The following is a 19,869-nucleotide window of genomic DNA, read 5'->3' as shown; positions in this document are numbered from 1 at the left end:
CAACTAGGCAGGTTACTATAAGAGGGATTTCGAGAACCTCATTTGGTAAAGGGGCGGAGGGAAACGGTGAGACTCCTGTGGGAAGTGCGTGGTAGATGAGACCCCGCAGAGCGTTAGCTCGAGGAGGCTCATCACTCGCCCACGGAAAGCGAACCTTTTCCTAGAGCCCCTAAATCCACACAAACATCTCGAAATCAAGTCTTCCACAATCCTGCTATATACTTTAATAACTACTATCATAATAAAATTACCAGCCCACGATGAAAAAGCCGTGCAGATGATATCTGCACGGCTTTTTTCTAATATTAACCGATAGAACCTTCCATCTCGAATTTGATTAGGCGGTTCATTTCTACGGCATACTCCATTGGTAGTTCTTTTGTGAATGGCTCGATAAAGCCCATAACGATCATTTCTGTCGCTTCTTCTTCAGAAATACCGCGGCTCATCAAGTAGAACAACTGCTCTTCTGACACTTTAGAAACTTTCGCTTCATGCTCAAGAGAGATGTTTTCGTTCATGATTTCATTGTAAGGAATCGTATCGGATGTGGACTCATTGTCCATGATGAGCGTATCACACTCAACGTTGGAACGAGCACCTTCAGCTTTACGACCAAATTGAACGATTCCGCGATACGTTACTTTACCACCATGTTTAGAGATGGATTTAGACACGATCGTAGAAGATGTATTCGGTGCCAAGTGGTGCATTTTAGCGCCGGCATCCTGGTGCTGCCCTTTACCAGCTAGAGCGATGGACAGCGTCATACCACGCGCTCCTTCACCTTTAAGAAGCACAGCAGGATACTTCATTGTCAATTTAGAACCAAGGTTTCCGTCGACCCATTCCATCGTAGCGTTTGACTCAGCAACCGCACGTTTCGTAACAAGGTTATAGACGTTGTTCGCCCAGTTTTGGATCGTTGTATAACGGCAATAAGCGTTATCTTTAACGAAAATTTCTACAACGGCACTGTGCAGAGAGCTAGAAGAATACGTTGGTGCTGTACAGCCTTCCACGTAGTGGACAGAAGATCCTTCGTCCGCAATGATCAACGTACGCTCGAATTGCCCCATGTTCTCAGAGTTAATACGGAAGTACGCTTGCAGAGGCGTTTCTACTTTCGTATCTTTCGGTACATAAATGAACGAACCTCCGGACCAAACCGCAGAGTTCAATGCTGCGAATTTGTTGTCAGACGGTGGAATGACTTTCCCGAAGTACTCTTTGAAAAGGTCTTCATTCTCTTTAAGGGCAGAGTCTGTATCCTTAAAAATAACACCTAGATCTTCAAGATCTTTTTCCATATTGTGATAGACGACCTCGGATTCATACTGAGCGGATACACCTGCAAGGTATTTCTGCTCCGCTTCAGGAATTCCCAGACGGTCGAATGTGTTTTTAATTTCTTCAGGGACTTCATCCCATGAACGCTCTGAACGTTCAGATGGCTTCACGTAATAAGTGATGTCATCGAAATTAAGCTCAGAAAGATCGCCGCCCCACTGAGGCATCGGCATTTTATAGAACTGCTCCAAAGACTTCAATCGGAAGTCGAGCATCCATTTCGGTTCTTCTTTATAGTTGGAGATTTGTTCAACGACTTCTTTCGTCAAACCTTTTTGCGTACGGAAAATCGAAACATCTTTTTCGTGGAAACCGTATTGATACTCTCCCACTTCTGGCGCTTTTTTGGCCATGTTATATACCTCCTTTTGGTATAGAAAAGCTTAGTCTTCCTTCTCTACATCTACACCCTTTTCCATTGCTTTCCAAGCAAGCGTCGCACATTTAATACGAGCAGGGAACTTGGAAACTCCCTGCAGAGCCTCGATATCTCCAAGGTCTATATCGCCTTCGTCAATATCTTTCCCCTGCATCAGATCAGAAAAGAGCTCAGACATTTTCAGTGCTTCGTCAACTGGCTTTCCTTTGATTGCCTGTGTCATCATGGAGGCTGAGGATAGACTGATGGAACAGCCCTCACCATCGAACTTAGCATCCTTTACCATACCATCGTCAACCAGCAGTTGCAGCTGTATGCGATCCCCGCATGTAGGGTTGTTCATATCTACAGTCATAGGGTTACCTTCGATGGAACCACGGTTGCGCGGATTTTTATAATGATCCATGATGACTTGACGATAAAGTGTATCCAGGTTATTAAAAGACATCGCCAAAATACTCCTTTGTTGTTTTTAATCCTGCAACAAGTCGATCAATATCTTCTTCAGTATTATACAAGTAAAAACTTGCCCTTGCCGTCGCTGAAACTTCCAACCAACGCATCAATGGCTGCGCGCAATGATGTCCTGCACGTACTGCAATTCCCTCAGCGTCCAAGACCGTCGCAAGATCGTGAGGGTGGACATCTGAAAGATTGAAAGTGACAAGTCCCGCCCGATGCTCTGGACCATAGATGGTCATGCCATCGACTTTATTCATTTCCTGCATGGCGTAAGAAGCAAGCTTCTCTTCATGGTCTTTAATTTCATCCAAACCGATATCAGTAAGGAAATCAATGGCTGCACCGAGACCGACAGCTCCCGCTATGATGGGTGTACCGCCTTCAAACTTCCACGGAAGCTCTTTCCAAGTCGAATCATAGAGGTTAACGAAATCAATCATTTCTCCACCAAACTCGACAGGTTCCATTTTTTCAAGAAGCGCTTTTTTGCCATATAGAACTCCAATTCCAGTTGGACCGCACATCTTATGACCTGAAAACGCATAAAAATCAGCATCCAAGTCTTGAACATCAATCTTCATGTGAGGAGCACTTTGAGCTCCATCAACAAGCATCACAGCTCCTTGGTTATGAGCTATTTGCGCTATCTCTTTCACCGGATTGATCGTTCCAAGAACATTCGATACATGCATAACGGCAACAATTTTCGTTTTAGATGTTACTGTCTTCTGAACATCTTCTAAATGAATCGTGCCATCAGGCTGCAACGGGATATACTTCAAAGTAGCACCCGTATCCTTAACAATCTGCTGCCATGGAATAATATTGCTGTGGTGTTCCATAGGGGTGATGACAACCTCATCACCTTCACTCAAGTTCGCGCGGCCATAGCTTGCTGCTACGGTATTGATAGCGGTTGTTGTCCCACGTGTAAAGATAACCTCCTGGGTACTGGACGCATTAATGAAGCGTCTCACTTTCTCCCGTGCCCCTTCGTACTCGTCTGTCGCTTTTGTACCAAGCGTGTGTACACCTCGATGGACATTGGAGTTGTAACCACGATAGTATTCATCAAGCTTTTCAATCACCTTTATCGGCTTCTGAGAAGTCGCTGATGAATCCAAATACACGAGCGGATGTCCATTAACTTCTTGATGCAGAATTGGAAATTCGTCGCGTACCGCTTTTACATCCATTAATATACTTTCCTTTCAATCACTTGCTTCAACTGTCGTTTCACAGCATCTACAGGTAATTGGTTTACTACTGGAGCTAGGAAACCATGGATAATTAAACGCTCGGCTTCAAACTTGGAAATTCCTCGACTCATCAAGTAATACAGTTGAATCGGATCTACACGTCCAACAGAAGCTGCGTGTCCTGCAGTTACGTCGTCTTCATCAATGAGAAGAATTGGGTTTGCGTCTCCGCGTGCGTCACTGCTCAGCATAAGAACACGTGACTCTTGTTCTGCATTGGATTTGCTTGCCCCATGTTCAATCTTTCCGATTCCGTTGAATATAGCAGATGCTTTATCCTTCATTACTCCGTGTTGAAGAATATAACCATCAGAACCTTTTCCGAAGTGGGTAATGTTGGCTGTGAAGTTCTGCTTCTGTGTTCCACGTCCAATGGCAACTGTTTTCGCATTAGAGTGAGAGTTATCACCAATCAAGTGTGTGATGTTCTCAGAAACAGTATTCCCTTCATTCATTTGCCCCAGAGCCCATTCGATGACTGAATCGCGGTAAGCAACTCCACGACGATTGGCATACACGGTAGTGCCTGCTTCGAAGTTGTCGACAGCTCCAAAGGATACTTTCGCTCCATCTTTAGCAATGACCTCTGTCACAATGTTTGCAGAAGTTTTATCTTCTTTATTGTGAGAAATATAGTTCTCAACATAAGTTACAGAACTATTCTCTTCTGCGACGACCAAAATGTGGTTGATTAGAGAAGCTTTTGGATCTTCCTGCCAGAAAATCGCCTGAATAGGATCCTCTATCTGCACATTTTTTGGAACATAAAGGAAAATTCCTCCGTTCATAAGAGCTGCGTGAAGAGCTGTCAAACGATGGTCATCCATGTGAACAGCATCGTTCATGTAATACTTCTCTACCAATTCACTGTGCTCTCTAAGTGCCGTTCCGATATCTGTGAAAATGACACCTTGATCTTTCAATTTCTGATCAATTGTTCCGTATGCTACTGTATGGTTACGCTGAATGACCAGGTTTTGTTGTTCTTTTTCTTCATCTAAGAAATCTTTGATTTCAACTGGAAGTTCATCAAGGGATTCAATACGATCACCCGTTACGTGATGTTCGAACTCCGTGAAGTTCCATTTGGAGATATTCGTTTTATCTGGTTTCGGAAGTTGTAGAGATTCCGATTTCTCCAGGGCGCTAAGACGAAGGTTCTTCATCCATTCAGGCTCATTCTGCCCTTGGGAGAATTGTGAGATGTACTCTTTGTCATATGGTAGTGAGACTTCTACTGTCATGGTTACCCTCCTATCTTAATTACGCGTTAACGGTTTCGTCTTCGATGCCAAGTTCCTGTTTAATCCAATCATAACCTTCCGCTTCCAGACGCTGGGAAAGTTCTGGTCCACCAGATTTGACAACACGTCCTTGCATCATAACGTGTACTTTATCAGGAGTAATGTAGTTCAATAGACGCTGGTAGTGAGTGATGATTAAGCAACCGAAAGCATCGTTACGCATTTCGTTAATTCCTTTTGCGACTACTTTCAGTGCATCAATATCTAGTCCAGAATCAATTTCATCCAAGATGGCAATTGCTGGTTGAATCATCATTAACTGCAGGATTTCATTACGTTTCTTCTCACCACCGGAGAAACCTTCGTTAAGGTAACGCTGTGCCATATTTTTATCCATATCAAGTGTGTCCATCTTCGCATCCATCTCTTTAATGAATTTCATAAGAGAGATTTCATCGCCTTCTTCACGGTGTGCGTTAATAGAAGAACGTAAGAAGTCAGAGTTTGTTACACCACTGATTTCACTAGGATATTGCATAGCTAGGAATAGACCTGCTTGAGCTCGCTCGTCCACTTCCATTTCAAGGACGTTTTCGCCATCAAGCAATACTTCACCTTTTGTCACTTCATATTTAGGGTGACCCATGATTGCGGAAGCTAGTGTGGATTTACCAGTTCCGTTCGGTCCCATAACAGCGTGGAATTCCCCACCGTTGATTGTTAAATTAACACCTTTAAGGATTTCTTGACCTTCGATTTCTACGTGAAGATCTTTGATTTCTAAAGTTGATCCTGCCATAAATGAATACCTCCAGTATCTATTTTTATAGAATGTCCAAGTTAATCGGAAACAAAGAACTATTCTCAATTTATTCTCATTACAATCTTATATCATTTAGTGCTTGTTATCAACTTTTTCCCATTAGCTGAAGCCAAGGAAATGACCAGACAACAAACAAATTTCTACATTTTTCATGTGTATTATAACATGAAAAAATCAGGTGGCTAAACACACCTGATTTTTTCATTTCTTATCATTTATTATCTATGCAATTGACGGTCGACCTGGGCAAACATTTTCTGACTCTTTTCGAATTCACGTTGGCGTTTTTCCTCTACTTTCAAGCGTGTATCCAACTTTCTGCTGTACTCCGCATAACTCATGTTATGGGATTGGTGCATGGCTTTCTCCATATCAGCAGTGTAATTCAAGTTCAGATCGTCACTAATAACGAATCAATCCTTTCAGATTATTTACACAATTTAAAATACCATAATTCTTATACCCAAATAAAACCCCTTGAAACTTTAAATTCATGCAAAACAAATCCTCATCGTTAATGTAAGCGTTTACCGCAGGCGAGCATATAGAATACATTCAATTTACTTCAATTTTCTAATTATTTAAATTAATTGACCGTTGTCGTCAAATCCATGTACGCATCCTGTACAAGTGTTACAGCTTGACTTAAAGCCGCTCCCCCACCAAATGCAGCTGCAACACCACAAGCTTCCAGTATTTCCTTTTCTGTTGCGCCCTGATCGACGCAGCCTTTCGTATGATAGATCATACAATACTCATCCTGTGCAACAATGCTGATTCCTAATGCCATCAATTGCTTCTCTTTTTTAGATAGTTCTCCAGCTTTAAAACATTCTTGTGTAAATTCATCAAACTTATGAGAAACTTCCGGCATGTGCTCTCTGAAGGCTCCCATTCCTTCTTTATAATCATGTAAATACGTTTGCGTCCACGTCATATTTTGCTCCTGCATATGAAAACCTCCCAATAAAAATAAGTGACTGCGGTTAGTATAAACCGCAGCCACCCATTTTATCCGTTATTCAGCATCACTTGATACCGGCACAACAGCACCATCATATTCTTCTTTTATGAAGTTCACGATCTCTTCAGAACGAAGAACTTCTACAAGTGTATTCAATGCTTCATTGTCTTTATCATCACTATTTGCAGCAACAACGTTCACGTATGGAGAATCAGATTCCTCCAGAATAATTGAATCTTCGCTAGGCGACAGTCCCGCTTCAATGGCATAGTTCGTATTAATCGCAACAAGTACGTCTTCTTCACGTTGGTAAACTTGTGGAAGGTTGGCAGCATCTACTCCTGTATCAAATTCAATGTTTTTAGGGTTTTCTACAACATCCTGCACAGTAGCATCTACTTTTTCAACACTTTCATCCAACTTGATCAGTCCCTCTTTCTCTAAGAGCGACAGAATTCGACCGTGAGTGGAGACAGAACGACTCATAACTAGTGTCGTACCTTCTTCAACGTCTTCCAGGCTTTCATACTTTTGAGAATAAACTCCGATAGGCTCAATATGGATACCACCAAGGTTTGCAAAGTCATACCCTTTCTCTTCCTCTTGGATCTCCATATAAGGGATCGTTTGGAAATAGTTCGCGTCTATACGGCCTTCATCTAAGTCCTGGTTCGGTAAAATGTAATCCTGATATTCTTCAATCTCTAACGTAATTCCTTCTTCTTCAAGCAAAGGTTTTGCTTTTTCAAGAACTTCAGCATGAGGAACACTGGTAGCTCCTACCTTTATCTCTTTGGTTCCACCTTCTTCACCTTCAGCTCCTGATGTATTTTCATCCTCACTCGATGACCCGCAAGCTGCGAGAACAACGATAAGCAACACGGCAATTAAACTTGTCCAGATTTTTTTCATTTTAATTCTCTCCCTTTTATTTTTTATCTTTTATCCAATTTCCGTGAGATGGCATCTCCGATAAATTGGAATATAAACACAATGAATATGATTAAAATGGTACAAATGAATACAACATCAAAGTTACTTCGTTGGAACCCGTAGAAATAGGCAAAATCGCCGAGACCACCAGATCCGATTGCACCGGCTACTGCGGTGTATCCAATTAATGCGATAGCTGTTACGGTAATCCCTGATATTAAAGCTGGCATCGATTCCGGAAGCAATACTTTGAAAATGATGGTGGAATACTTCGCTCCCATAGATTTTGCTGCTTCAACAACACCTTTATCAACTTCTTTCAACGCAATTTCCACCAGACGGGCATAAAATGGCGCCCCCCCGATAATCAATGCAGGTAATGCTGCTTGCGGTCCTCGTATGGTCCCCAGCAGAAAATCAGTAAACGGGAACAATAATAATATGAGAATGATAAAAGGAATCGCTCTAAATATGTTAACGATGGAAGCAGTGATCCAATTCAACGTTTTATTTGCCCAAAGACCTCCGGGCCCGGTCAAGTAAAGGAGGAGCCCTAAAAGCAAACCTAAAACAAATGTCCCAGCGACAGAAACCAGCGTCATATAAAGAGTTTCGTTTGTAGCTGTAATCATGTCTTCCATTCTTACGTTCGGGAACCATTGATTAAACATGTGGATTCACCTCTACTTCTACAGATGTTGATTCAATATATTCAATGGCACGCTGGACTTCTGTTTGGTCTCCGTCAAACTGAACAAACATTGTCCCGTACGCCCCCTTCTGCGTCTGGGTAATCTTTCCATGCAGAATATTGACATCCACTTCAAACTTCCTTGATAAATCACTGATTAATGCCTGATTTGTACTTTCTCCCACAAAGTGAAGGCGTATGATTTCTCCGGACCGATAATTATCTTTGATCAACTGCAGGGACGTCTCTTTTTCCGGGTCCCCCATCACCTGATCCACAAACTTCTTCGTAACCGGTTTTTGAGGATGAAGAAAGACATCCAGCACTTCTCCTTGTTCAACAAGCTTTCCATCTTCCATAACCGCCACCTGATGACAAATTTTGCGGATGACGTGCATTTCATGTGTGATTAGAACAATAGTAAGTCCGAGTTTTTCGTTGATATCCACTAGAAGATCAAGAATCGAATCCGTGGTCTCAGGGTCCAACGCGGATGTGGCTTCATCACACAAAAGAACTTTAGGATTGTTTGCGAGCGCTCTGGCTATTCCCACTCTTTGCTTTTGTCCACCGCTCAATTGGGATGGATAAGAACCCCCTCGGCCTTTTAACCCTACCAACTCTATCAATTCATCGACACGTTTTTGCCTTTCTGCTTTCGGGATCCCTGCAATTTCCAAAGGAAAAGCGATATTATCATGAACGGTTCGTGACCAGAGCAAATTGAAGTGCTGGAAGATCATTCCTATTTCTTGTCTGGCCAACCTTAATTTCCCTTTGCTTAAAGACGTAAGTTCCTGATCATCGACAAGAACACTTCCTTCAGTGGGATCTTCCAATCGGTTCAGTAAACGAATGAATGTACTTTTACCGGCCCCACTATAGCCGATGACCCCATAAATTTCCCCTTTGTTAATATTTAGACTTAAATCATCCACTGCTCGTACATCTTGATCTTTCGTGTGGAATATCTTAGATAGTCCTTTAATTTTAATCATGCTGTTTTCCCTCCACTTCCAAAAAAACGCCATTCTGTCCTTGAGAACAGAATGGCGTTTTTATTCATACCTAAAAATCTGTTCTCTCATCTGTCAAAGCTTTATACTTTGCAGGATTTGGCACCTGAGCAAAACAGTATTGCCGGTTGCCGGGCATCATCGGGCCAGTCCCTCCGCCACTCTGGATAAGAGATTTTAATTTATTAACTTATTATTGCTTTAACTCGTTTAAGTAGTACAAAGAGGATTTTAGCACCGTACGAATTTTGTGTCAACTCATAAACAGATTGTTCAGAAAAATAAAACCCACCTGCACTAATGAAATCCTTAAATCATCCACACAAAAACATCCAATATTCCATCAATTTAAAAAATAAAAAAATCCCTTCTTTAATAGAAGAGATTCGTCATTTTTACATTTCTCATCTATCAAAGTCATAAGACTTCGCAGGAATTAGCACCGTGCAGTGTACCTGCCGGTTGCCGGGCATCGTAGGGCCAGTCCCTCCGCCACTCTGGATAAGTGAAGATGTCGATATGAAATTAATAATTATGTTAGCATGGGGAATAGATGAGCGTCAATCCATAACCACCGCTAAATAAAAGGAGAATGACCTTGAGTAAACAAGCCCCTTTATTTGAACTGTCTTATATGAACGACCACTCTTCTATTTATAAACTTGAGGATGACTTAGGGAAAGTTATCGTCTTGACCTTTTGGGCTTCATGGTGTCCCGATTGCGGAAAAGACTTACCTATGAAAGAACAGCTGTACAAAACGATGGACCATGATAAAGTAAAGATGATGACGATCAATGTAACTGGAAGAGAGCGGAATGTAGAGGAGAGCATTGAATTCAAAGAAAAGTTTCTAACACAACCTACTCTTTCTGATGACGGAACTTCCGTTTATAACCTCTACAATTGTCATGGTGTTCCTTCCACCATCATCATTGATCAACAAGGAGATATCCATGCTAATTTTGGCGATCAGGCCTCTTTTTTAGATATTGTTAGTAAATTAGGAGAAATCGTGTAATTTTCATAAAAAAGACAGCAAAGACGTTGGAACGTCTTTGCTGTCTTTTTTATTATTGAATAACTTCCACATCTCACTTAAATATTGAAGAGAATTTTTAATTCTACACTAGCGGTCATTTCCTGGGAAATATAAACACTATTCAACAAAACCTACCACTTTCTCATACATATAGGAGACAGAGTGAAACGCATAAATCTTTTCCTCTACCTCTCCTCCTCTGGTCACAAGCAGACATGGGACACTTTCTATCTTATAATGCTGCATCCACTCGGGGTGTAGAGAAGCATTCATTTCCATAAAAACTTCTCTATTAAAAACAGCTTCAAGTGTTGTTAGCATTTGACGTGCTAAATGACAAGTTGCACAAAAAGGGCTGTGAACGAATGTGAGGGTCCTTTGTGGAGTATTGAAGAGCTTGTTTACTTCTGTTGTTTTTATTTCCTCCAAAAGTCATCCTCCTATATTAAATAGATCGACTTTACGTTGAAATGTCTACTGAGTAAGGCTCTTGCCAATTCAGGTTCCGGGGTAGCTGCCACTTCCCTGAAAGCCTTATCTATATAGATATGCTCGGCGTGAGGAAGCTCTTCAGTCAATTGTTTTCTTAGTTTGTAACCAGAGTCATCTTCATCTACTAAAATATACACAGTACGATCATCTAAGTTATGATCAAATATCATTTCTTCCATGCGCTCGATTCCTAAAGTACCATGGGTGCAGATGATTTCAATCTCTTCATCAAGAACTTTATTCAACTTCTTCTTGTCCGTAATTCCTTCAACAATGACGATTCGTTCTCCATCCATCTTCATCACCTACTATATAGAAACAGACCATGCCAATCAGGCATGGTCTGAACATGATTAAGATCAAACGCGATCATGTCAGACAAGGTTTCTTAAAGCCCTGCCTGTCCAATGCACTTTTATTAGTCTTCATCGATCATTGCTTCATATTCTTCCGGGGTCATCAAGTCGTTGATTTGAGAATTGTTACTTGGTTCAACAACAACCATCCATGCTTTATCGTATGGAGATTCATTCACAAACTCCGGACTGTCTTCCAGGTCTTCGTTTACTTCTACAACTGTACCACTAAGAGGGGCATAAAGTTCAGAAACAGTCTTGACAGATTCTACGCTGCCAAATGGCTCATCCGCTTCTAATTCATCCCCAACTTCAGGAAGTTCTACGAATACGATATCTCCGAGTTCTGATTGCGCAAATTCAGTAATACCGACTCTAACCTTCTCCCCTTCTTCTTTTACCCATTCGTGTTCTTCAGAATAACGCAGATCTTTAGGTACGCTCATTTAAATTACCTCCAAAAAAATAATTATAGTTCAAAAACTAATATAAACATAAAAGCTATAGGCTTCTATTCCCAATAATGTGCTCACTGAGCCCAAACATTTTCAAACTCTTCCTGTTTGAACCCCACCGTTGTTTTTTCACCATCAGTAAGGATGGGCCGCTTAATCAGCATCCCATCAGATGCAAGCCACTCCATCATTTCGGCTTCCTCTGCTTCTTTTAGCTTTTCCTTCATATTCAGTTCTCTATACTTTTTCCCACTAGTGTTAAAGAATTTCTTTACAGGCTTGTCACTAGTAGCAACAAAGCTTCTCAACTGTTCTTCTGAGGGGGGATGATCGACAATATGTACAGATTCGTATTCAATCCCTTCCTCATCCAACCACTTTCTAGCTTTTTTGCAAGTACCGCAATTCGGGTACCAATAGAAGGTTAAAGACATCTACACACCCTCCTTCATTCTTATTGTCTAATATTTTATCATAATGAAGGTAAAGATTTCATTTATTTCTAAGATTGTCTCCATATTCACCAAAAGCTCTTCCATAATCGCTCCCTTTTCTTGAAGACTCAGTTTCGAGACGATTATGTGGTTCTAGGGGCTCCGGGAAAAGATTCGCTTTCCATGGGGCGGGCGGTGAGCCTCCTCAGGCTACGCCTTCCGGGGTCTCACCTGTCCCACACGTCCCATAGGAGTCTCACCGTTTCCCTCCGCCCCTTTGGCATGGAAAGGATTCTCGAAACCAACACTAAAAGGTCAGCTCTTATGATTATGGAAGGTGGATTATAGAACCCCTAAACTTATAAGTGAAGTTCCAATTTCCCCCGCATAGGCAGGCATAAAGTGCTTTGTATCAAGCATTTACGTTTTCTAAATGTCCATTGAGTAGAGTTTATATGATTCACTTCCCATAACCATACAAGGTGATCTTCCAAGTAGTGGTTTCGAGAATCTACCATGGTAAAGGGGCGGAGGGGAATGGCGAGACTCCTGCGGGAAAAAAGTGCAGGGTGAGACCCCACAGGACGCAGTCCGAGTTATCATGAACGAAACTAGCCCCTTACTCGTAAAATCGTAGGTTGAGTTGGGTAGACTGTTTACTGTTAAAAACACTACCTAAATCAGAGCTACATTACGGAAGGAGCTAGTTACTATGAAGGATACCATTAAATACGTAGGTTTAGACGTATCAAAAGAAAAAATTGCTGTTGCTATTGCGGAGGAAGGTAGAGAGAATCCGAGGTATTTTGGAGTTATTCCTCACACCCCAGTAGGAATAAGAAACTTAGTGAAAAAACTCGGAGATCCCTCCACCTTGCGTTTCTGCTATGAGGCTGGACCTACTGGATACCCATTGTACAGGCAGTTTCTTGCCTTAGGACTTCATTGTGAGGTTATTGCTCCGTCTCTAATACCCCAAAGGCCAGGGGAACGTATTAAAACCGATCGACGAGATTCCATCCGCCTCGCTCAATTATACCGAGCTGGTGAGTTAACTTCGATTTATGTTCCTACCCACGAAGACGAAGCTCTTCGTGATCTTGTGAGAGCTCGCGAAGATGCGAAAGAAGACGAGTTAAGGGCTAAACACCGTTTGACCAAGTTCTTACTTCGCCATTCCATTCAACCACCTAGCGGAGTAAACGCATGGACAAAGAAATATCGGGAATGGCTAAATGCGCTTAAGCTTGAAAATTCTTTATTACGTTGCGTCTTTCAAGAATATTACCACCATCTTCAAGAAATTGAACAGCGTATTAAACGCTTTGAAGAAGAAATTCATATCCAAGCGGCGGAAGGCATTCATGCACCTACGATTCAAGCTCTCCAATCCTTAAGGGGAATAGCTCAGATTACGGCTGTAAGTCTTGTCGCTGAGATTGGTTCCTTTAAACGCTTTTCAACCGCTAAACATTTCATGGGGTATGTAGGGTTGATTCCGAGCGAATCGTCGAGTGGGGAAAGTCGTAAACAAGGAAGTATCACGAAAACAGGAAATCGTCATGTGAGGCGTTTATTGATTGAGTCTTCTTGGAGTTATCGACACCAACCGGCTGTAAAAGGAGATTTGAAAAAACGACAAAAAGGACAGCCGGCCAATATTCTGTCGATCTCTTGGAAAGCCCAACACAGACTTCACAATAAATACTTTCGTTTATTATCTAGAGGAAAAGAACAGGGGAAAACAATCACCGCCGTAGCCAGAGAATTGGCAGGATTTATTTGGGCTGTGACTCAAGAATTAGATGAAGAAATCTGCCATTAAGCACTGAGATATAAAAAGATGAAACGTAAGTCTCTTACCCATAGATTTATGAGATTAGGGCTCGAAGGCAAAGAAGAACACCGGAAAGGAAAACCCACGTGCCTCCTTTGTGCTATATCTACTCAGATTAACGCACGTTCCGAGTTAGTGGAAACGTCCTTTATACGGAAAGATAAAATGTGAAAACCCACGAATATCAGAATGCTAACCGCAGCTGAGTTTTTGCCTTCGTGCCGTGCCCTCATCGTCTAACGAAAAGGAGGAAAGTATCTTCTTAAGCTTGAAAATAGAGTCTCATCCCTTGGAGTGACAGTCAAGGAAAGCACTTGACAGCCACTCCAAGGGATGAGAAGGAATCAGTAAGCTAAAGAAGGACCCACTGTGTCTTATCAAGACAAAAATCCACCATTGATAAAGAAGCTAAAAACAGCTTCTCTTCTTTAAAGCGTCTTATTTTAATCCAACGATAAATGTAGTAGGGGTATCTTGACAGTTTCGTTCATATCAGGAGGCTCACCGCGCTCCCGCGGAAAGCGAGCTATTCCCCGCAGCCCCACCCACTCAATAAAAGTCTCGAAACTGAGTCTTCAAGAAACCTGCCATATTGTTTAAGAAGAAGGGAAGAAACAAAGGCCTGCACCTTCGCGTTTTCGAAAGTGCAGGCCCTGTGTCACATTCACCCTGTATTCTTAGACTGTATATTTTTCTGTTTCGATCAATGTTTTGGTGATTTCACGCTTCTTAGGAATAACATTCGTCGGTGTATGGCGTGTCAGTTTACGCAGGGCACCGAGCATCATTCTCAAAGAATCACCGGATTCCGCTGCGATTAATGTTTCTTTCGCATGTCCTTCAATACGGTTAAAGGCTTCCTGCACATACACTTGCGTATAAAGAAGTTTTTGTTTGTTCTTCTCTTCACCCGATTTGTTGATCGCTTTTTCAGTTCGAAGAACGGCAGATTCCATGTTATAAATCTCGCCTACCATATCCGCGATATTCACAAGAAGTTCTTGTTCATTTTCCAGTTTTTCTCCGTATTTCTGTGCGGCAAGACCTGCGGCAAGGAGGCCAATCTTCTTCGCATTTTTAAGCAGATATTTCTCTTGTTCCAGTACTTCTACTCCTGGTTCTTCCGGCATCATCATCATGATTTCTTCTTGAAGGGCTTGCGCTTTCTGAAGGAGAGGCAACTCGCCTTTCATTGCTTTCTTCAACAACGTGCCTGGAACGATCATACGGTTGATTTCGTTCGTTCCTTCAAAGATTCTATTGATTCGGGAGTCACGGTACATTCTTTCTACTTCGTATTCAGCCATGAACCCGTATCCACCATGGATTTGTACCGCTTCATCAACGGCAAAGTCAAGGAGTTCTGTACCAAACACTTTGTTCAGTGAACATTCGATCGCATATTCTGCAATTACTTTAGCAACGGCAGCGCCATCTTTCAGCTCTTCGTCAGACAATTTACCCATGCTTTGTTCGAATAACCCTACCGTACGATACACGGAGCTTTCATTGGCATAGGTGTTGGCTGCTACGGAACCAATCTTCTCCTGAATCAATGGAAAGCTTGCAATTGGAGTCTTGAACTGTTTGCGGTCCTTGGCATACTTGACAGAAAGTTCAATTGCTCGCTTAGATCCACCTACTCCACCAATAGCGAGCTTATAACGACCAACGTTCAAAATGTTGAATGCGATGACATGCCCGCGGCCAACTTCCCCAAGAACATTATCAACAGGGACCTCGGCATCTTCTAGAATCAATGTACGAGTGGAAGAACTCTTTATCCCCATCTTCTTCTCTTCAGGTCCTGTCGATACTCCTGGGTAATCACGCTCCACGATAAAAGCAGTAAACTTATCGCCGTCGATTTTTGCATATACAACAAAGACGTCAGCGAAAGCAGAGTTCGTAATCCACTGCTTCTCACCATTTAGAACATAATGAGTACCTGCATCATTTAACTTGGCTGTCGTTTTCGCTCCAAGAGCGTCGGAACCTGAACCAGGCTCTGTCAGAGCATAAGCTGCAATTTTTTCCCCAGTCGCAAGGAGGGGAAGATATTTTTGTTTCTGGTCTTCATTACCAAAGAAAACAATCGGCAGTGATCCGATTCCTACGTGAGCACCATGAGTAACGGAAAAGCCTCCCGCACGAGAAAACTTTTCAGTGATTAGTGAAGAGCTGATTTTATCCAACTGTAACCCGCCATACTCTTCTGGTACATCGGCACCCAACAATCCCAACTCACCTGCTTGTTTAAGTAAGGCAACGGAATGCTCGAACTCATGGTTCTCGAGATTTTCGATCTTTGGAACAACCTCACCAAGGACAAAATCTTCTGCCGTTTTGGCAATCATTAAATGTTCATCAGTGAAATCTTCTGGTGTAATAACATCCTCTGCAGCCAAATCTTCAACAATAAATCCTCCGCCTTTAATCATCTCTTTTAAATCGCTCATCTTTCTGTTCCTCCCCAAGTTAAATTAGTTCAAACACTCCTGCGGCTCCCATGCCGCCGCCAATACACATAGTCACAACACCGAATTGCTCATTTCTGCGTTTCATTTCATGAATCAAGCTCAACGTAAGCTTTGTTCCTGTACATCCTAGCGGGTGACCTAGAGCAATGGCTCCACCGTTCACATTTACTTTACCTTCATCTAATCCCAGTTCACGTATGACTCGAAGAGATTGAGAAGCAAACGCTTCATTCAATTCGAAAAGTCCAATGTCGGATAAAGAAAGACCAGCCATCCGCAAAGCTTTCGGTACCGCTTCAATCGGTCCAACTCCCATGATCTCTGGCTCCACTCCAGCCACTGCAAAAGAGCGGAATTTAACTAAAGGTGTAAGGCCTTCAGCTTCTGCTTTCTCCCGGTCCATCACCATAACAGCTGCTGCTCCATCACTCATTTGCGAAGAGTTTCCGGCGGTTACAGAACCTTTTGTTGAAAAGGCAGGCTTCAGTTTACCGAGTACATCAGGCGTAGTACCTGCTCGAACTCCTTCATCCATTGAGAATAGGGTTTTCGTTTCTTTTACTTTGTTGTCTTTCCCAAGCTCCCGGTTTGTCACTTCAACTGGAACGATCTCATCCTCAAATTTCCCTTCCTGAATCGCTCTAGCTGCACGTTCGTGACTCTGAACCGCAAATGCATCCTGATCTGCTCTTGAGATTTCGAAACGATTCGCTACTTCTTCAGCGGTATGACCCATGGACATATAATACTCTGGAGCGTTTTCGACCAACTGGATATTCGGCTTTATCACATGTCCCCCCATAGGAATGAGGCTCATGGACTCTGCTCCACCTGCGATGGCTGTGTCACTGTAACCAAGCATGATTTTTTCTGCTGCATAAGCGATACTTTGCAAGCCAGAGGAACAATAACGGTTAACTGTTATGGCTGGTACTTTATGATGAAGTCCAGCAAGACCTGCGATGTTCCTAGCCATGTTCATTCCTTGTTCTGCTTCAGGCATCGCACACCCGATAATGACATCATCAATGTTGCCCTCATAATTGTTGGCTCTTTTCAAAGTTTCTTTAATTGTCAAAGCGGCCAGGTCATCGGGACGCGTATGTGCAAGTGACCCTTTCTTCGCCCGACCGACTGGTGTACGAGCTCCTGATACGATTACTGCTTCTTTCACGGCTCTTCCCCCTCTTTTTTTAATTAGTTACGTAGCGGCTTGCCTTTCATGAGCATATGCTGCATACGTGCTTGAGACTTCGCCTCACCTACAAGACTTAAAAAGGCTTCACGTTCAAGATCTAATAAATACTGTTCATCCACGAGCGTTCCTTCTTTCAACTTCCCTCCAGATAGGACAAAAGCTAGTTTTTCAGCGATTTTAAGATCGTGTTCACTCGCATATCCACTTAAAGCAAGGGATTTAGCTCCTAGAACCATCGTTGCATAGCCCTGCTCGCCAACTACCGGTATTTTTGTCCGTTTAGGTGCCTGGTAGCCTGACCTAGCTAACCCGAGCACTTTTTGTTTGGCATCATGAAGAAGGTGATCACCGTTGACACTAATCGCATCTCGTGAATCTAAGAAACCATTCTCCTTCGCTTCCTCCCCAGAAGTAGAAACTTTCGCCATAGCGATTTTCTCAAACACACTGTTTGCAACCTTTTGAAGGTCAAAATCTATGCCTTCAGGTATGTTCCTCAAGTGCTTGATATAAAGTTCTTTATTTCCACCACCACCTGGGATTAGACCGACACCAGCTTCTACCAGCCCCATATAGGTTTCCTGTGAAGCCTGGATGGCATCAGCAGGCAGACAAACCTCTGCTCCACCCCCAAGGGTCATTCCAAAAGGTGCGGCAACGACCGGCTTATCCGAATATTTCATTTTCATCATGCTGTCCTGGAAACTTTTAACGACCATCTCGATTTCAAAAAAGTTGAAGTCTTGAGCTTCCATAAGAATCATGCCAAGGTTTGCACCCACACAGAAATTCTTCGCCTGGTTTCCAATGACGAGACCTTCAAAATTCTCATCAACATGATCGATGGCAAAATTGATCATCTGAATGATATCAAGCCCAATGGCGTTGCTTCTGGAGTGAAACTCTAGTCCTGCAACGCCGTCGCCAAGATCAATTAAGCTCGCACCGGCATTTTTCTTAATAACTTCCCGCTCTTCTTTCAAGCGTTTAATATTAATAACCTTTTCATTGAAGGACTGCTGCTTGTATTCTCCTTCATGATAGAAGTAAACGTTTCCATTTTCTTTTTTATAAAATGTAGTAAATTCTTCGTCCAGCATCTTCTCTACCCATGCCGGAATTGTCTCTCCTTCTTTCTTCATACGCTCAACAGAAGCTTTTACTCCGATGCTGTCCCACATCTCAAATGGACCCAGCTCCCATCCGAATCCCCATCGCATGGCCTCATCAATAGATGGTACATCATCCGCAATTTCACCATACAATTCTGCTGAGTAGAGGAGGACAGGTTTTACAACAGACCAGACCAAGTCTCCAGCACGGTCTCCTTCAGCGTTTACGAGGGTTTTCAATTTCCGCTGTGGCCCTTTTTCCTGTTTCGCCATCTCAGTGGCCTTGGTTTTCAGCCGGCCTCGTTTTTCATACTCAAGGGTTTCAGGGTTAAGCTGCAGGATTTCACTTCCCTTATCACCTTTCTGTTTAAGGAAGAATCCTTGCCCGCTCTTTGATCCCAGCCATCCTTTTTCAAGCATGTTTTTCATGAAAGAAGGAATTTCGAAAGCTTTTTTCTCTTCTCCATCCACCTGGTCGTACACATTGTTCGCTACATGAATAAAAGTATCTAACCCAACAACATCAAGCGTTCGGAAAGTAGCACTTTTTGGACGGCCTATCGTAGGTCCGGTTACTGAATCCACTTCACCGACTGTGTATCCTTTTTCGAGCATCTGTTGGACGGTAACTAAAAGACCGTATGTTCCAATTCGGTTGGCAATGAAGTTCGGCGTGTCTTTCGCTTCAACGACACCCTTGCCAAGAACATCTTCTCCGAATTCTTTCATGAATTGGAGAACCTCTTGACTGGTATGCTTCGTAGGAATCACTTCTAATAACTTCAAATAACGTGGCGGGTTGAAGAAGTGTGTACCTAGGAAATGGGCTTTGAAATCCTCGCTGCAGTCTTCAGACATCGCTTCAATAGATATACCAGATGTATTGGAACTAACAAATGAGCCTTTCTTACGATGACGATCCACATCTGCTAAAACCTTTTTCTTGATATCAAGGTTCTCAACGACTACTTCAATGACCCAATCGACTTCGGCTAGACGTTCCATATCGTCTGTGAAGTTTCCAACTTCAATGAGGTTTAGATTTTGTTTACTTGTCAGTGGTGAAGGTTTTTGTTTAAGAAGTGCTTTTTTATTATCAGCAGCAATTCGGTTCCTCACAGCTTTATCTTCTAACGTGAGCCCCTTTTTTGCCTCTGCATCCGTCAATTCGCGAGGGACGATATCCATCATTAATGTAGGAATTCCTACATTGGCTAAGTGTGCGGCGATCCCTGCGCCCATTACTCCTGATCCAAGGACGGCTGCCCGCTTGATTTTGTGATTCATTACATTTCCCCCTATCTCATTTGAATGAATACTCATTCATTTTACAGCCAAAAAA

Annotated in this window: 19 protein-coding genes and 2 riboswitches; of the genes, 2 read left to right on the top strand and 17 right to left on the bottom strand. The window is 42.5% G+C overall.

Features of this window, described 5'->3' with window-relative positions; all coding sequences use genetic code 11:
* Positions 1–305 precede the first annotated feature (305 nt).
* From sufB to ACQ4XT_RS09980, 10 genes are all read right to left on the bottom strand, one after another.
* On the bottom strand, positions 306–1,703 hold the full coding sequence (sufB, locus tag ACQ4XT_RS10025) for a Fe-S cluster assembly protein SufB (RefSeq protein ID WP_446853560.1): 1,398 nt from the start codon (positions 1,701–1,703) through the stop codon (positions 306–308).
* A 30-nt stretch (positions 1,704–1,733) separates the two neighbouring features.
* Positions 1,734–2,177 (bottom strand): Fe-S cluster assembly sulfur transfer protein SufU, encoded by a 444-nt coding sequence (sufU, locus tag ACQ4XT_RS10020; protein WP_226591832.1) that lies wholly within the window; start codon positions 2,175–2,177, stop codon positions 1,734–1,736.
* Positions 2,167–3,387, bottom strand: a complete 1,221-nt coding sequence (locus ACQ4XT_RS10015) for a cysteine desulfurase (protein ID WP_446853559.1) — start codon at positions 3,385–3,387, stop codon at positions 2,167–2,169. Before ACQ4XT_RS10015 ends, sufU begins: the two co-directional genes overlap by 11 nt.
* Positions 3,387–4,694: a Fe-S cluster assembly protein SufD gene (gene sufD, locus ACQ4XT_RS10010; protein WP_446853558.1), complete on the bottom strand. Its 1,308-nt coding sequence runs from the start codon at positions 4,692–4,694 to the stop codon at positions 3,387–3,389. The genes ACQ4XT_RS10015 and sufD overlap by 1 nt, the downstream gene beginning before the upstream one ends.
* Positions 4,695–4,713: 19 nt before the next feature.
* Positions 4,714–5,493, bottom strand: a complete 780-nt coding sequence (gene sufC / locus ACQ4XT_RS10005) for a Fe-S cluster assembly ATPase SufC (RefSeq protein ID WP_089654165.1) — start codon at positions 5,491–5,493, stop codon at positions 4,714–4,716.
* A gap of 242 nt (positions 5,494–5,735) precedes the next feature.
* Positions 5,736–5,906, bottom strand: a complete 171-nt coding sequence (locus ACQ4XT_RS10000) for a YuzK family famiily protein (protein ID WP_446853557.1) — start codon at positions 5,904–5,906, stop codon at positions 5,736–5,738.
* A 197-nt stretch (positions 5,907–6,103) separates the two neighbouring features.
* On the bottom strand, positions 6,104–6,469 hold the full coding sequence (locus ACQ4XT_RS09995) for a carboxymuconolactone decarboxylase family protein (protein WP_089654166.1): 366 nt from the start codon (positions 6,467–6,469) through the stop codon (positions 6,104–6,106).
* 66 nt (positions 6,470–6,535) lie between these two features.
* Entirely contained in the window at positions 6,536–7,393 is an 858-nt protein-coding gene (locus ACQ4XT_RS09990; protein ID WP_446853556.1) for a MetQ/NlpA family ABC transporter substrate-binding protein, read from the bottom strand.
* A 23-nt stretch (positions 7,394–7,416) separates the two neighbouring features.
* On the bottom strand, positions 7,417–8,085 hold the full coding sequence (locus ACQ4XT_RS09985) for a methionine ABC transporter permease (RefSeq protein ID WP_446853555.1): 669 nt from the start codon (positions 8,083–8,085) through the stop codon (positions 7,417–7,419).
* Positions 8,078–9,103, bottom strand: a complete 1,026-nt coding sequence (locus ACQ4XT_RS09980; RefSeq protein ID WP_446853554.1) for a methionine ABC transporter ATP-binding protein — start codon at positions 9,101–9,103, stop codon at positions 8,078–8,080. Before ACQ4XT_RS09980 ends, ACQ4XT_RS09985 begins: the two co-directional genes overlap by 8 nt.
* A gap of 83 nt (positions 9,104–9,186) precedes the next feature.
* Positions 9,187–9,295, bottom strand: a riboswitch (SAM riboswitch).
* Positions 9,296–9,522: 227 nt separating this feature from the next.
* A riboswitch (SAM riboswitch) is annotated at positions 9,523–9,629 on the bottom strand.
* 90 nt (positions 9,630–9,719) lie between these two features.
* Between ACQ4XT_RS09980 and ACQ4XT_RS09975 the strand changes: the two genes are divergently transcribed.
* Positions 9,720–10,142, top strand: coding sequence for a TlpA family protein disulfide reductase (locus ACQ4XT_RS09975; RefSeq protein ID WP_446853553.1), 423 nt, complete (start codon positions 9,720–9,722; stop codon positions 10,140–10,142).
* 138 nt (positions 10,143–10,280) lie between these two features.
* Here the strand turns inward: ACQ4XT_RS09975 and ACQ4XT_RS09970 are convergent, their stop codons facing one another.
* From ACQ4XT_RS09970 to ACQ4XT_RS09955, 4 genes are all read right to left on the bottom strand, one after another.
* Positions 10,281–10,592, bottom strand: coding sequence for a thioredoxin family protein (locus tag ACQ4XT_RS09970; protein WP_446853552.1), 312 nt, complete (start codon positions 10,590–10,592; stop codon positions 10,281–10,283).
* 11 nt (positions 10,593–10,603) lie between these two features.
* Complete coding sequence (locus tag ACQ4XT_RS09965; protein WP_115822662.1) at positions 10,604–10,951, bottom strand: toprim domain-containing protein; 348 nt, start codon at positions 10,949–10,951, stop codon at positions 10,604–10,606.
* 122 nt (positions 10,952–11,073) lie between these two features.
* Complete coding sequence (gene gcvH / locus ACQ4XT_RS09960) at positions 11,074–11,457, bottom strand: glycine cleavage system protein GcvH (RefSeq protein WP_226591847.1); 384 nt, start codon at positions 11,455–11,457, stop codon at positions 11,074–11,076.
* A gap of 83 nt (positions 11,458–11,540) precedes the next feature.
* Entirely contained in the window at positions 11,541–11,900 is a 360-nt protein-coding gene (locus tag ACQ4XT_RS09955; RefSeq protein ID WP_446853551.1) for an arsenate reductase family protein, read from the bottom strand.
* A 712-nt stretch (positions 11,901–12,612) separates the two neighbouring features.
* On the opposite strand from ACQ4XT_RS09955, the gene ACQ4XT_RS09950 reads away from it, so the two are divergent.
* Positions 12,613–13,725: an IS110 family RNA-guided transposase gene (locus tag ACQ4XT_RS09950; protein ID WP_446852965.1), complete on the top strand. Its 1,113-nt coding sequence runs from the start codon at positions 12,613–12,615 to the stop codon at positions 13,723–13,725.
* Between the two features lie 689 nt (positions 13,726–14,414).
* Here ACQ4XT_RS09950 and ACQ4XT_RS09945 read toward each other — a convergent pair.
* Genes ACQ4XT_RS09945 through ACQ4XT_RS09935 form a run of 3 tightly spaced genes read right to left on the bottom strand, consistent with a single transcriptional unit; the run spans position 14,415 to position 19,814 of the window.
* Positions 14,415–16,196, bottom strand: coding sequence for an acyl-CoA dehydrogenase FadE (locus ACQ4XT_RS09945; protein ID WP_446853550.1), 1,782 nt, complete (start codon positions 16,194–16,196; stop codon positions 14,415–14,417).
* Positions 16,197–16,215: 19 nt separating this feature from the next.
* The gene (locus tag ACQ4XT_RS09940; RefSeq protein ID WP_446853549.1) at positions 16,216–17,391 is read right to left on the bottom strand and encodes an acetyl-CoA C-acetyltransferase; all 1,176 of its coding nucleotides are present in this window, start codon (positions 17,389–17,391) and stop codon (positions 16,216–16,218) included.
* Between the two features lie 23 nt (positions 17,392–17,414).
* Positions 17,415–19,814 (bottom strand): 3-hydroxyacyl-CoA dehydrogenase/enoyl-CoA hydratase family protein, encoded by a 2,400-nt coding sequence (locus ACQ4XT_RS09935; protein WP_446853548.1) that lies wholly within the window; start codon positions 19,812–19,814, stop codon positions 17,415–17,417.
* Between the last annotated feature and the right edge of the window lie 55 nt (positions 19,815–19,869).

Source organism: Halobacillus sp. 12SKB, from assembly GCF_052941655.1.
The sequence above is the reverse complement of the archived record's forward strand: the minus strand, read 5'-3'. Positions and strand labels throughout refer to the sequence as shown.